General features: G+C 62.7%; 6 protein-coding genes, 1 tRNA gene, 3 rRNA genes and 1 pseudogene. 10 read left to right on the forward strand and 1 reads right to left on the reverse strand.

All coding sequences use genetic code 11. The annotated features are described in order from the left end of the window. Nucleotides 1–143 precede the first annotated feature (143 nt). The 10 genes from EP007_RS07050 (at nucleotide 144) to EP007_RS07095 (ending at nucleotide 14713) form a co-directional block, all read left to right on the forward strand. Nucleotides 144–1615: ribosomal RNA gene (locus EP007_RS07050) — 16S ribosomal RNA — on the forward strand. Between the two features lie 153 nt (nucleotides 1616–1768). Then, a tRNA-Ala gene (locus EP007_RS07055) sits at nucleotides 1769–1840 on the forward strand. Between the two features lie 221 nt (nucleotides 1841–2061). Then, nucleotides 2062–4980, forward strand: a 23S ribosomal RNA gene (locus EP007_RS07060). Nucleotides 4981–5112: 132 nt separating this feature from the next. Continuing rightward, a 5S ribosomal RNA gene (gene rrf / locus EP007_RS07065) occupies nucleotides 5113–5235 on the forward strand. The 16S, 23S and 5S rRNA genes sit together here with 1 tRNA gene alongside, the layout of an rRNA operon. A gap of 215 nt (nucleotides 5236–5450) precedes the next feature. Further along, nucleotides 5451–6263, forward strand: a complete 813-nt coding sequence (locus tag EP007_RS07070) for a hypothetical protein (protein ID WP_128476988.1) — start codon at nucleotides 5451–5453, stop codon at nucleotides 6261–6263. After that, the gene (locus EP007_RS07075; protein WP_208023572.1) at nucleotides 6260–7552 is read left to right on the forward strand and encodes a PD-(D/E)XK nuclease family protein; all 1293 of its coding nucleotides are present in this window, start codon (nucleotides 6260–6262) and stop codon (nucleotides 7550–7552) included. Before EP007_RS07070 ends, EP007_RS07075 begins: the two co-directional genes overlap by 4 nt. After that, nucleotides 7549–11214 carry a UvrD-helicase domain-containing protein gene (locus EP007_RS07080; RefSeq protein ID WP_128476989.1) on the forward strand — a complete coding sequence of 1222 codons (3666 nt, stop codon included), beginning with the start codon at nucleotides 7549–7551 and terminating at the stop codon, nucleotides 11212–11214. The genes EP007_RS07075 and EP007_RS07080 overlap by 4 nt, the downstream gene beginning before the upstream one ends. Before the next feature lie 77 nt (nucleotides 11215–11291). Beyond that, a complete protein-coding gene (locus tag EP007_RS07085; protein ID WP_128476990.1) occupies nucleotides 11292–12374 on the forward strand; it encodes an outer membrane lipoprotein-sorting protein in 1083 nt (360 codons plus the stop codon). A 101-nt stretch (nucleotides 12375–12475) separates the two neighbouring features. Continuing rightward, nucleotides 12476–13813 (forward strand): cytochrome P450, encoded by a 1338-nt coding sequence (locus EP007_RS07090; protein WP_128476991.1) that lies wholly within the window; start codon nucleotides 12476–12478, stop codon nucleotides 13811–13813. A gap of 267 nt (nucleotides 13814–14080) precedes the next feature. Next, nucleotides 14081–14713 (forward strand): class I SAM-dependent methyltransferase, encoded by a 633-nt coding sequence (locus EP007_RS07095; RefSeq protein WP_128476992.1) that lies wholly within the window; start codon nucleotides 14081–14083, stop codon nucleotides 14711–14713. Between the two features lie 4 nt (nucleotides 14714–14717). Here EP007_RS07095 and EP007_RS18235 read toward each other — a convergent pair. Beyond that, nucleotides 14718–14882: pseudogene (locus EP007_RS18235) on the reverse strand (FAD-dependent oxidoreductase); the annotation flags it as partial. Nucleotides 14883–14939: the final 57 nt, after the last annotated feature.

The raw sequence follows: 14939 nt of genomic DNA on the forward strand, positions 1-14939 counted from the left end.
TGGAATCTGATGTTAGCCCTGGCAGTTCGGTGACACCCGACCAACGGTTTGGTTTGGAGTCGTCGAACTGACGGACCATAGAAGATAGACACGATATATGTGTCTCCGCCAGAAACCCACCGAGCCACTAGTGCTCGGCAACCATTCCGGTTGATCCTGCCGGAGGCCATTGCTATCGGAGTCCGATTTAGCCATGCTAGTCGCACGAGTTCATACTCGTGGCAGATAGCTCAGTAACACGTGGCCAACCTACCCTATAGACCAGTATAACCTCGGGAAACTGAGGCTAATGCTGGATACGACTCTCAGACTGGAGTGTCGAGAGCCAGAAATGCGTTAGCGCTATAGGATGCGGCTGCGGCCGATTAGGTAGACGGTGGGGTAACGGCCCACCGTGCCGATAATCGGTACGGGTTGTGAGAGCAAGAGCCCGGAGACGGAATCTGAGACAAGATTCCGGGCCCTACGGGGCGCAGCAGGCGCGAAAACTTTACACTGCACGACAGTGCGATAAGGGGACTCCGAGTGCGAGGGCATATAGTCCTCGCTTTTCTGCACCGTAAGGTGGTGCAAGAATAAGGACTGGGCAAGACCGGTGCCAGCCGCCGCGGTAATACCGGCAGTCCAAGTGATGGCCGCTGTTATTGGGCCTAAAGCGTCCGTAGCCAGCCAGACAGGTCCGTCGGGAAATCCACGCGCTCAACGTGTGGGCGTCCGGCGGAAACCAGCTGGCTTGGGGCCGGAAGACCTGAGGGGTACGTCCGGGGTAGGAGTGAAATCCTGTAATCCTGGACGGACCACCGGTGGCGAAAGCGCCTCAGGAAGACGGACCCGACGGTGAGGGACGAAAGCTAGGGTCACGAACCGGATTAGATACCCGGGTAGTCCTAGCTGTAAACGATGCTCGCTAAGTATGACGCACACTACGAGTGTGCGCTGTGCTGTAGTGAAGACGAGAAGCGAGCCGCCTGGGAAGTACGTCCGCAAGGATGAAACTTAAAGGAATTGGCGGGGGAGCACTACAACCGGAGGAGCCTGCGGTTTAATTGGACTCAACGCCGGACATCTCACCAGCTCCGACTGCAGTAATGAAGGTCAGTGTGATGAGCTTACCTGAGGCTGCAGAGAGGAGGTGCATGGCCGCCGTCAGCTCGTACCGTGAGGCATCCTGTTAAGTCAGGCAACGAGCGAGACCCGCATCTCTAATTGCCAGCAGCACCCTTGTGGTGGCTGGGTACATTAGGGAGACCGCCACGGCTAACGTGGAGGAAGGAACGGGCAACGGTAGGTCAGCATGCCCCGAATGAGCTGGGCTACACGCGGGCTACAATGGCCAAGACAACGGGTTCCAACCTCGAGAGAGGGCGGTAATCTCTGAAACTTGGTCGTAGTTCGGATTGAGGGCTGAAACTCGCCCTCATGAAGCTGGATTCGGTAGTAATCGCGCTTCAGAAGAGCGCGGTGAATACGTCCCTGCTCCTTGCACACACCGCCCGTCAAAGCACCCGAGTGAGGTCCGGATGAGGCCCGGTTCCCGGGTCGAATCTGGGCTTCGCAAGGGGGCTTAAGTCGTAACAAGGTAGCCGTAGGGGAATCTGCGGCTGGATCACCTCCTAACGCACGGGACCATCCCCGACGGGGATGGCCCACAGACTCGTCCGTCATTGTGACGGACACGCGAGGGTTCCTCGACGACTTCGACCGCTTCGGTGGTCGGGCACCTTCGAACTGCCAGGGCTAATATTCATACCTCCCTGAATGGGGAGGTGGGCCCATAGCTCAGTGGTAGAGTGCCTCCTTTGCAAGGAGGATGCCCTGGGTTCAAATCCCAGTGGGTCCATGCCGTGGTGCGAATTAAACCGTGTTCCTTAAGTGGAAGACGGCGCAACGATTCAATCCACACTAACCGATGCACTACACCGTGAGAGCGCGTGTAGGAAGGGTTCGATGCACGCTCCTACACCACCTGTAGGACGTGACGATGACGACCGTATGTACGTGCAATCCAGGCGTCCACTGGATCCGATGCAGTCAATCCGGGTCACAGTGCGATGTTTACCAACAGCGTGGCTACTGTGCCAGCTGGTGGATGGCTCGGCTCGAGCGCCGATGACGGACGTGCCAAGCTGCGATAAGCCTGAGGGAGCCGCACGGAGGCGAAGAACTCAGGATCTCCGAATGGGAATCCCCTAGCAATTGCCTTGCGCAATAGGGAACGCCGGAAATTGAAACATCTTAGTACCGGCAGGAAAAGAAATCGCAAGAGATGTCGTTAGTAACTGCGAGTGAACCCGACACAGTCCAAACCGAAGCCCTCACGGGCAATGTGGTGTTTCGGACTGACTTGCAGCACCCGACCGAACAGAAGAAGTCTTCTGGAACGGAGCGCGATACAGGGTGAAAGCCCCGTATTCAGTTCTAGTACGGTGTGCGTCAGCTCCAGAGTAACAGGGATTGGAAATTCCTTGTGAATATCGCGGGCATCGACCGCGAAGACTAAACACGACTCGAGACCGATAGCGAACAAGTAGCGTGAGCGAACACTGAAAAGCACCCCACAAAGGGAGGTGCAATAGAGCCTGAAATCAGTTGGCGATCGAGCGATGAGGCTCGAAAGGCCCTGCAATAAACGAGACGAGTGCAAACTCGCAGTAGGACTTGCAGGGAGCCGGTGTCTCATCGTACGTTTTGAAAAACGAACCAAGGAGTGCATCTGATTGGCGAGCCTAACCGGTTCATCCGGGTAGGCATAGGGAAACCAACATGGCCGCAGCACTTTGTGCGAGGGCCGCCGTCTTCAAGGGCGGGGAGTCAAGCGGATGCGACCCGAAACCAGATGATCTACGCGTGGGCAAGGTGAAGCGTGCCGAAAGGCACGTGGAGGCCTGTTAGGGATGGTGTCCTACAATACCCTCCCGTGACCTACGTGTAGGGGTGAAAGGCCCATCGAATCTGGCAACAGCTGGTTCCAACCGAAACATGTCGAAGCATGACCTCTGTCGAGGTAGTTCGTGAGGTAGAGCGACCGATTAGGGGAACCAACTCCGAGAGGAGTTGGTCCCCTTGTCAAACTCCAAACTTACGAACGCCGTCGACGCAGGGACTCCGGTGTGCGGGGTAAGCCTGTGCACCAGGAGGGGAACAACCCAGAGCTGGGTTAAGGTCCCAAAGTGTAGACTAAGTGTAATTTGAAGGTGGTCTCAAGCCCTAAACAGCCGGGAGGTGAGCTTAGAAGCAGCTACCCTCTAAGAAAAGCGTAACAGCTTACCGGCCGAGGTTTGAGGCGCCCAAAATGATCGGGACTCAAGTCTACCACCGAGACCTGGCCATACGGATAACACCGTAACTGAGTAGGTTGGCATTCCGTTCGGATGGAAGCGCGGGCGAGAGTTCGCGTGGACCGACCGGGAACGAAAATCTTGGTCATAGTAGCAGCGTTAGTCGGGTTAGAACCCCGACGACCTGACGAGCAAGGGTTCCTCGGCAATGCTGAACAGCCGAGGGTTAGCCGGTCCTAAGTCTCACCGCAACTCGAATGAGACAACAGGGAAACAGGTTAATAGTCCTGTGCCGCTATACAACAAAACCGACGCCTTGGGAACCATCAAGCCGGGTTTTCGCCCGGTCGAATCCAGGAACTTCGTGGAAGCCGTAATGGCACGAAGCGAACGAAGCTGGAGACAGCGTAAGTTGATGTTACCTAGGGCCCGTGAAAAGGGAGTATAGCGTCCGTACCGAGATCCGACACAGGTGCTCTGGCAGCGAAAGCCAAGGTCTGTCGGGAGCAACCGACGTTAGGGAATTCGGCAAGTTAGTCCCGTAAGTTCGCGATAAGGGATGCCTGCTCCGGATAGGAGCAGGTCGCAGTGACTCGGACGCTCCGACTGTCTAGTAACAACATAGGTGACCGCAAATCCGCAAGGACTCGTACGGTCACTGAATCCTGCCCAGTGCAGGTATCTGAACACCCGGTACAACGGGGCGAAGGACCTGTTAACGGCGGGGGTAACTATGACCCTCTTAAGGTAGCGTAGTACCTTGCCGCTTCAGTAGCGGCTTGCATGAATGGATCAACGAGAGCGTCACTGTCCCAACGTTGGGCCCGGTGAACTGTACGTTCCAGTGCGGAGTCTGGAGACCCCCAAGGGGAAGCGAAGACCCTATAGAGCTTTACTGCAGGCTGTCGCTGGGACACGGTCGCTGATGTGCAGCATAGGTAGGAGGCGTTACAGAGGTATCCGCGCTAGCGGACCACCCAGCCAGCATTGAAATACTACCCGTCAGTGACTGTGACCCTCACTCCGGGAGGAAGACACCGGTAGCCGGGCAGTTTGACTGGGGCGGTACACGCTCGAAAAGATATCGAGCGTGCCCCAAGATTTCCTCATCCGCGTCGGAAACGCGGAACAGAGCGCAAGAGCAAAAGGAAGTCTGACAGTGTCCTTCACAACGCGGGACGCTGACGCGAAAGCGTGGTCTAGCGAACCTATCAGCCTGCTTGATGCGGGCGATAGATGACAGAAAAGCTACCTTAGGGATAACAGAGTCGTCACTCGCAAGAGCACATATCGACCGAGTGGCTTGCTACCTCGATGTCGGTTCCCTCCATCCTGCCCGTGCAGAAGCGGGCAAGGGTGAGGTTGTTCGCCTATTAAAGGAGGTCGTGAGCTGGGTTTAGACCGTCGTGAGACAGGTCGGCTGCTATCTATTGGGGGTGTTACGGTATCTGACGGGAACGATCGTATAGTACGAGAGGAACTCCGATTGGATGCCACTGGTGTACCGGTCGTCCGAAAGGGCGCGTGCCGGGCAGCCACGCATCACGGGGTAAGAGCTGAACGCATCTAAGCTCGAAACCCACCTGGAAAAGAGATACCATCTGAGACCGCTCGTAGAAGACGAGTTCGATAGACTTGGGATGTACGCGCCGAGGCAACGAGGCGTTGAGTCCGCGAGCACTAACTGGTCAAGCCACACATTCATCACCGCACTGCGCCCGATTGATTACATCGGGTCCAGGCGCAAACTGGATTGCACAAAACACATACGGTCGTTTGCATCGAGCTACCGACGTTGGACAATTGTTCGCGGTTCGATTCCGCGAGTCGGCGTTAAGGCGGCCAGAGCGGTGGGGTAAACACCCGTACCCATCCCGAACACGGAAGTTAAGCCCGCCTGCGTTTCGGGGAGTACTGGAGTGCGCGAGCCTCTGGGAAATCCGATTCGCCGCCTACCATTCATACTGTCACCCTCTTCAGGAAGTAGTCCTGAAGGGGGTTTTGTATTTCGAACGCGACGATGCTCACTGTCGTTCAACCCATCTGTCGAGATACAGTGACCGAAACAATCATTTTGAAGCGCGGAGAGAGTTCCGTACCGAACGTGACCAAGATTTCGACTGTAACTATCACCGCTTCGAACACTTTCTTGCCGTCAGTAGGCTTGTAGCGATGGGACAGACGCACCGAGACCCGGACCTTCGAGACCTGACCCTCCACATCGGGCAGGAGGACCGACTGTTAGAGCGTGCGGGCCACACCTCTGCATCCACCGACCTCGTACTCGCACCGGTACAGCTACACCGTCGAAACCTCCAGCGACGGCTTCGGGAGGACCGACTACCGAAGGATGCGTTCGAGTTCACCGACCCGGCCGACGTTGCCCGTCGCGTGCTTCGAGCGGTCGGGGAATCGACAGATGCGCTCGACCGCATCGACCGTCTCTCGGTACTCCGTTCGATACTGTTGAACGAGGACGGCAAAGCGTCGCCGAGCGACCGCCCTCGGATTCCGAACGTCACGACCGACCCGAAGACCGTCGAACAGCTTCGGTCGGAGGTGGAGTCCGTGACGAACTACCACCCCGAGAGAATGGATTCCCTTCGGGGTACAGCAGACGAACTATCCGTACCGATAGACGCCGATTCGACGGCATTGATCGACCTCGCGGTGGGTATCGAGCGCGCGCTCCGCTGTCGGTCCTCACGAGCGGTTTCGAACGTGCAACTCCTGCGACGGGCGACGCGTCGAATCGGGACCACGGACGGGTCCGCGTGGAACGACGCGTATCCCGACATCGAGTGCGTCTCGCTCGTCGGCGTGAGTAGCGTTTCCGCGACGCAGGCCGACGTTCTCCGTGTACTCCTCGACGAGACGAACGTAGGTGTTCACGTACACTTCCGACGCGGAACTGGCGACTATCTCGCCGAGCGTATCCCCGACTTGCTCGACGTGGCCGACCCCGGCGCGGTGATATTCGAATGAGACCAGAGAGGCTCGCCCTCTCCCGACCGCTCGACGTGCCGGACGTGCCCGTCGCCGAGGTAGTGGCGACGACGTACCGCGCCGAGGCGCGGACCGCGATGGCGCTGGTTGCCGCGCTCCGTGACCGGGCCGTACCGATTCGTGACCTCGCGGTCGTCGTGCGCGACCTCGACACTTACGAGGAACCGCTCGGCCGCGCCGCGGTGCAGTACGGCGTCGCTCCGGTGTTCTGGACCCAACTCCGAGTCACGCGGACGCGCCCCTACGCGCTCGTGGAGTCGGTATGCGAACTTCTGGACACGGACGAACCCGACCCCGAGACGCTGTTTCGGCCGCTCGAACACCGATGGGCACCGCCGTCGGCGTCGGAAGCCGACTGGCCGCTCGACCCGGCCGTGCTTCGGACGGCGAGACGCGCGGTTCCGAGCGAGAATCGCCCCGTCGAGGCGTGGTGTGAGACGTTCCAAGCGACCCCAGAAATCGACGACCGGCTCGCGGTCTTCGCCGAGTGGGTGACTGAGCGTCCCGACCCGACGCCAGAGACCGTCGTCTCTGTCCTCGACAGTGTCGTCGCGGCTTACGAGGAAGTCGGACTTCCCGTGACGAAAGCGAACGACTCGCCCGCGCTCATGGAAACCGAAACTGACGCTCGCGCCGTGGTCCGCGTGGCGGATCTCGTCGAGCAGGTCGGCGAGAAGTACGCCGACCGTCTCGAAGGCGAAACGCTCGACGCCGCGTGGAGTAGCGTCGCGGACCTGTGCGGTCTGCTTGCCACGCAGCGCCCCGGTCGGCGCGAACACTCCAACGCTCGCGCGCTCGACGTATTGGAAGCTAATGACGTTTGGATGCTCGACATTCCGTACGTCGTCGCGGTCGGCCTGACCGACGGCGAGTGGCCACAGGAGACCGACAGCACCGTTCCCTCGGAGCTACAGGAGGCGATTCTCACCGGCGACGGGGAGGCGGCGAATCTCGCGCCCCGGACCGCGTGGACCGACGGCCGGGACCGAGACCAGTTCGCCGACACGCTCAGCGCCGCCCGAAACGGTCTCGTCGTGACGCGTCACACCGAGAGCGTTGACGGCGACGAGAAACGCCCGTCACCGTTTCTCGCCCGTCTCGACCTCGAAACCGTCTCCGACGCTGACCGGCGACGACTCGTGGGTTCCGACCGTGAACTCCCGGACGCGATTCGGGGGATGTTCTCCGACGAAGTGAGAGGTGGCAAGGCAGAAGACGAAGGGGGAAGCAACGAGACGAGCGACGACCGAACGGAGGGAGACCGATGAGCGAAGGGCCGATTCGACTCGCTGGTGCCCAACGCGCTATCCGCGACGCGTACTTCGACCACGACTCGGGCCTATTTGCGCTCGACTGCGTGCCGGGGTCGGGCAAGTCGGTCGTCGCTCATCACGTCGCCGCCGAGGACGTACTCCGGCGATACGCCGACGGGGACCGGACGCCCGCCCAGCACGTCGCAGTCGTCTCGTTCAACCGTGACGAGGCCGCCGACATCGTGCCGTCGGTCTGCGAGCGACTGCGCGAACTCGTCGAACACGACCTCGTTCCCGCGGCCGAGGGAGTCACCGAGGCCGAACTGTCGTTCCTGATTCAGCGCGTCCGGCGTGCGCCCTTCGCCGGAACGATAGATAGCCTCTTGCACGACGTGTTGCAGGATATCGCCCGAGCGGTCGGGTTCGAGGAGACGCCAGCGGTCGGCAACGACGCGCTCCTGAAGCGCGTTCACGCCGAGTGCTACGAGCGCGTCCGGACGGACCCGGACTACGCCGGGCGACTCGACCGACTCGAAGCCGCGTACCCCGACGACGAGTACGAGGACGACCCCGCGGACATGCTCGAACGGGCGGTCGCGTACTGTCGCAATCGCCGACTCTCGACGCCCGAGTTCGCGGCCGAACTCGAACGGACGGTCGAGACCGTCTACGCCGAGGGTCCCACGGAGTCGTTCGCCGACATCGCCGCCGCCATCGACCGATGCGTGGGCGGCCGCGCGGGCGACCGACCGAGCGAATCCGCGTCCGACGACCTCGACGCCGAGGAGCGAGCGCGCGCCGTCGCCGCCGACCAGCGATTGCACGACGAGTGGCGGGCGCGCGTCGAGGATTTCCGCGCGGTCCTCGACGCGTACCGACGCGCGTACCGCGAGAACTTGCGGGAGTACGCCGTCGTCTCGCACACCGACGCCGCGTATCTCGTTGACCGATACTTCGAGGGGAAACTCGGTGGATGCGACGACGCCCGCGAACGCCTCCGCGAGCGGTACGCCGGGCGCATCCGGAGTCTCCTCGTGGACGAGGCCCAAGACGTTTCGGCGGTCCAGCACGCCGCGCTCTCGCATCTAGTCGGTCCCGACGCTCGGGTGTTCGTCTGCGGAGACACGCTCCAGAGCATCTACCGCTGGCGACACGCCGACCCGACGCTGTTCGAGTCGGCTGTCGCCGACGGCGAGTATCTCGGCGTCGATTGGGACACCCACGAGAGTCGGACTGCGACGACGACGTACCGGTGCGTCCCCGAAATCGCGGCCGCCATCGACGCCGTCGCCCGACCGATTTTCACCGACTCCGCGCGTGGGAACGTCGGCGACCTCGACGTGGCGTACCCGTCGCTCGACCCCGCCCGCGACGCCACCGACGACGCGAGCGTTCACGTCGCGTCGTTCGGCGGCCTCGGGTCTCCCGGTTCGTCGCAGTGGGTCAGTCCTGACGACGGAACCGGCGAGGCCGACATTCTGGCGAGGTACCTCTCGAAGGGACTCGCCGACGGGACGTTCACCGATGAGGACGGCGACGCCTTCGATATCACCGTGCTGTTCCGGCGGGGCACCCGGATGAGCGAGTACGAGGCGGCGTTCGCCGCCGAGGAACTTCGCGTGTGGAACGCGACGGGGAACCTCTTCGATAGCCCGGCCGTCGAAACCGTCCTCGCGGTCTGCGAGTGGCTGGTCGAACCCGGCGACCCCGAGCGAACCGCGGCGCTCGTCGCCGAGTCGCATCTCGGACTCGCAGACCTCCAAGCGACCTTCGAGAGCAACGACTGGGACCTCGACGCCGTTGCCGACGAGGGTGCGCTCGACGATTCGCTCACTGACGGCCCTAACTCCTGCACTGACGCACCCGACTCGCTCACCGACCCCCAGCGCGACGCGCTCGCGGGACTCCGACGACTCCGCGACCGGCGCGGCGACTTCGAGCGGCGACCGGCCGCGACCTACGTCGAGGACGTTATCGAGGCGCTCGCGCTCCGCGCCGACCCCCACGACCGATTCGGCGACCTCGACGCCCGCCAGCGAGTCGCGGACCTCGACGCGCTCGCGGAGGCAATCGCCGGATGGGAGACCGGAGAGCAATTCGACCCGCGAACGCTTGCGGACCTCGTCGCGCCGTTCCGAGAAAATCCCGCTGAGGGTCCAGACCGGCCGAGCGCGGCCGACACGGACCACGATGTGGAGTTCCGGACGGTCCATCGAGCTAAGGGCGACGAGAGCGACGTGGTCGTCCTCGCGGACCCCGGCTTCGACAGCTGGTCGAGAGGTCCCCACGACCAGCGGTTCGTCGCGCAGGGGGGCGTCGCCGGTCTTGCCCCGCCGACGGACGCCGACGTTCCTGGCGACATCTCGCTTCCGGGAGTCGGTAGCCTCTACGCCCCCGCCGAGTCGGACGACGACGGTGGCCCGCCGTGGGGCGGTTCCGGCGGCTCCGGGAAGCGTGACGCTGGACTCCGGTGGGCGTCGGCGCGCTGGTGTGACACCGTGACCGACGCCGCCGACCGTGACGTGCTGGTCGGCCCGGCGCGCCTCCAGCGCGTCGCGGCGAACGAGCGCGCCGAACTCTGGCGACTCCTCTACGTCGCGCTCACTCGCGCCCGCGACCACCTCGTCGTCGCGCTTCCTCGGTCGATGCCCGACGACCGACCGCGAGATAGATGGCTCGACGCCGTTCGGGACGGTCTCCGGTTCGCCGACGATTGTACCGAGTCGTACGCGTTCGACCCTGCCGGAGACGAATCTGCCGAGACATCCCCGAACGCTGGGCCGGGCGGAACATCGGTGGAAGACGAACCGGACGCGACGCCCGTGGAAGTCGGGGTCAACGACGTGGACTTTTTCGCGCACTCCGACGCCGAGAAGTCACTCCCTGACCCCGACGTGGCGGTTACCCCGCCCCGCCGCGACGAACTCGCGCCGTGGGTCCCCCGATTCGTCGAGCCGAGCACGATGTACCAACTGACCGAGGACCCCGACCGATACGTCCTCGACCACCTGCTCGGCGGGTCGCTCCACACCGACGCCGGTGATCTGCCCGACGATCTTCCCCTGCGATTCGACCGACTCGGACCCGAGGCCGTCGGGTCGTGTCTCCACGACGTGCTGACGAAACTCGTCGTGCGCGGCGTCTCCGAGTCGGCCCTCCGCGCGACGGGCGAGGAAGTTGAGGCCGCCTTTGATGAGGCTCTGCGCGAGTGCGAGGCGCGAATCGGCGAGGCCGAACGCGCCGGGTTGTTGACCTTCTTCGAGGAGTACGTCCTCGAAGACTTCCTCGCGTCGGACCTCTGGGACCGACTCCGGACTGCCGAGAGCGTCGCTGTCGAGACGCCCATCGACGGACTGGTCGAAGTCGAGGGCGTCGAAGTCGAGATGCACGGCGAGGCCGATTTCGTCCTCGAACTGCCCTCCGGCGAGCGATACGTCACCGACGCGAAAATCTCGCTCGCGGAGACAACCCCGGAGACGCGACGGCGTTACAAACTCCAAGTGGCCGCCTACGGCTACCTCTTCGAGCGAGAAAGCGCGTCGTCGGTCCCGGTACACCGAACCGTCGAGACGTTCGGCGTGACCCAGCGGACAGTCACCTCGGAGTTACCGCTGGCCGTCGTCGAACGCCGACTCTCCGGACTCCTCGACGACCGACCGCTGCGTTCCGGGGAGTAGGGCGTCGCCAGTTTCTCGCTGTATTTATCGATGCGGCTGAAGATAGATATATATGTTAGCGGAACCGAACGAAAACTATGGCCCTCCAGCCATCATCACGGACGCTCGCCGCCCTCGCGGTGGTCCTTCTCGTCGCGTTCAGCGGCTGCTCCGCAGTGGAGTTCGGACAGGACCAGTCCGCCGAGGAGATTAGCAAGCAAGTCGAACAGAAGTACGAAGAGATCGGCACCTACACCGGAACGGTGACGACCGAGGTCGTGATGGGTAACGAGACCAGCACGTCCACGGCCGAAGTCTGGGCAAACCAGTCCGGCAACGAACTGCGCTATGAGTATTCCGCACCAGAGTCGATGAACGGGACGATTCTCGTCTCGAACGGCTCGACCATGTGGATGTACAACGGTACGGACAACACCGTTCGGAAGTCCAATCTCTCCGGGTTCGGCGCGCAGAACGCCACCCCGGACTACGAGTCGATAATTGACAACTTCCTCGAAAACTACAACGTCTCCTACGAGGGGACCGAAAGCGTGAGCGACCGGAGTGCCTACGTCCTCTCGCTCACCCCGAAGAACGACAGTTCGACGGCGCAGTTCACCGACGAGATGACGCTGTGGATAGACAAGGAGACGTGGTTCCCGGTCAAGCGCCACTCGGTCTCGTCGTTCAATAACGAGACCATCGAGACGACGATGACGTTCACGAACTTGACGGTTGACGCCGACGTGCCGGACGACACCTTCGAGTTCGACCCGCCGAGTGACGCCGAAGTCGTGGAGAACGAGATGCCCGACCTCCACGAACACGACACCGTCGCCCAAGCCGACGCGAACGTCTCGTTCGACGTGACGGCACCCGAGCGCGTCCCCGACGGTTACGAACTGGAGACGGTTCGCACGACCTTCATGGGCGACAACGCCACGGCATCGTTGACCTACCAGAACGGGACCGATAAGCTCTCGGTGACACAATCGAACCGAACCGCCACGATTGACGGCGACGACGAGACAGTCGCTATCGGCGACCACGACGGTTCGTACGCCGAGTACGGTTCGACGGGTATCCTCCGGTGGAATTGTGACGGAAAGTCCTACTCGGTCGCGGGGTCGCTCCCGAAGTCCGAACTCGTCACGATTGCCGAGTCGATTCGCTGTGCGTAGTCGCTGAGTCGGTCGCTCGCCACCGAGACGGTCGCCGGTTTCTCGGCTACCGCGCTCGTTTCGCCGCTACGTTCATCCCGCTTCGCTCCTAACTATGGGTCATGAGTTCGTCACCGCCCGGTCCGCGCGGAGAACCGCTGTTCGGTAGCAGTCGTCGGTACGCCCGCGACCCCTTCCGGTTTCTGTCGGCGCTCGAATCGGCGTACGGTAACGTCGTCCAGTTCGACCTCGGCCCGCTGGACACGTACCTGTTGACCGACCCCTCGGACGTGGAGCGCGTACTGGTCTCGGAGGCAGAGCGGTTCCGCAAGCCCGACTTCCAGAACGACGCGCTCGGCGACCTGCTCGGGAAGGGGTTGCTCCTCAGCGAGGGCCAGACGTGGCGCGAACAGCGCCAACTCGCCAACCCTGCCTTCGACATGCGTCGAGTGATGGGGTTCGCCGACGATATCGTCGCTCACAACGACGACCTGATCGCTGACTGGACCGACGGCGAGGTCATCAACGCGGAATTGGACATGACGGAAGTGACGCTGGCGGTCATCGTGGACCTGATGCTCGGCACCGACCTGAACGACGAGCGCGTGCGGACCATCCGCGAGGCGCTGGAACCGCTCGGCGCGCGCTTCGAACCGGACCCCGTCAGGTTCGCCGCGCCCCAGTGGCTCCCGATGCCCGGCGACAGCGAGTACCGGAACGCCGTCGGGACGATGGAGGGCGTCATCGACGACATCGTGGCCGAGCGCCGCGGCACCCACGGCGACCCCGAGAGCGACGAGGGTCCCGACGACCTGCTGTCGATTCTGCTTCGCGCGCAGGACCGCGGCGAGCAGTCCGACCGCCAGATACGCGACGAGGTGATGACGATGCTGCTCGCTGGTCACGACACCACCGCGCTCACGCTGACCTATACGTGGTATCTACTCTCCCAGCACCCCGAGGCCGAGCGTCGCGTCCACGACGAGATAGACGACGTTCTCGGCGGCGACCCGCCGACGATGGCCGACGTGGGTGACCTCGACTACATCGAGCGAGTCGTGGACGAGGCGATGCGCCTCTACCCGCCGGTGTACACGATGTTCCGCGAGGCGACCGAACCGGTCGAACTGGGGGGGTACCGAATCCCCGAGGGGAGCGCCATCATGCTCTCCCAGTGGGCGATGCACCGCTCGGAACGCTACTGGGACGACCCCGATAGCTTCGACCCGGACCGCTGGACCCGCGACCGAGACCGGCCGCGCTTCGCGTACTTCCCGTTCGGCGGCGGCCCGCGCCACTGCATCGGCAAGCACCTCGCCAAACTGGAGGCGAAACTCATCCTCGCGCGCACCGCCCAGCGGTATCGCCTCGAATACGCCCGCGACGCCGAACCGGAACTGCGGCCGACGCTGACGATGCACCCCCGCGACGGGATGCCGATGCGCGTCCGGGAGCGCTGACGCTCCACCGGTTTGCTTCCCGGCAGGCCAACGTTTCCGGGCGAATACGACCGACCAAAACGAAGCGGAGCGATTGCGATGCATGGCGGGAGCGCGCTGCCCGATTGGGTCGCAGGACCACGAGTAGCCCACCCCGTCAAGCGACTCGTCTATCGCTTCGTCGGTCGCCCGAATGGTGGGTCCGGTGCGACGGCGTAGAGAAGAACGAGCGTCCTCGGCGCGTTCGACTCCGCGCACTCTTTACTCCCGGACCCGGTAGCCACGGGTATGGAACCGGACGAGACGGACCCGGAGGAGAGCCACCGGTACTGGGCGGATCGCTCGGAGGAGTTCTCGCCCTCGTACTACGCCGACATCGGACAGAACGAGATGTCCGAGACCCTCGCCGCAGTCCTCGACCACTACGTGACCCGAGACGCCGCGATTCTGGAGGTCGGCTGTAGCTCCGGGCGACACCTCGCCAACCTGCTGGCGGAGGGCTATCAGAACCTCACCGGTATCGACATCAACGACGACTCGTTCGACGTGATGGCCGACCACTACCCGCGACTCGCCGAGACGGGGACGTTTCACGCTGGCGCAATCGAGGACATCGTGCCAGAGTTTCCGGACGACGAGTTCGACGTGGTCTACTCCGTCGAGACGCTCCAGCACATTCCCCCGGAGAACGCCGACGTGTTCGAGGAGTTAGCGCGCGTCAGTGCCGACCTGCTGATAACCGCCGAGAACGAGGGCAACAGTCCACAGCGCGGCCGCGAGGGTGCCGAGGTGAGCCTCGTCCACGACGACTTCCCGCTCTATCATCGCAACTGGAAACAGGAGTTCTCGGAGTTGGGCGTCGCACAACTGCTCTGTGAACCCGGCAAGCGCGACACGGTTCGTGTGTTTCGCGTCCTCTGACGGCGTCAGCTCCGGGGTCGCAGAATCTTGGTCGCGGGAAGTTCTCGATGGTGTCCTCGCGGAACGCCTCCTCGTCGAACTCGTACTCCCCGTCGAAAAAGTCCCTCAGGGTTCGGGTGTCGCGCATGGCGTTTTTCAGACTCGTCGAGCCACCCGGTGACAGCGTGAGGCAGACGACGCCTCGAAAAACGTGAGTCGTGTTATCAATACTCAGCAATTAGGCTTG

The sequence above is a fragment of the Halorussus pelagicus genome, from assembly GCF_004087835.1.
In the GTDB taxonomy this organism is placed as follows: Archaea; Halobacteriota; Halobacteria; order Halobacteriales; family Haladaptataceae; genus Halorussus; species Halorussus pelagicus.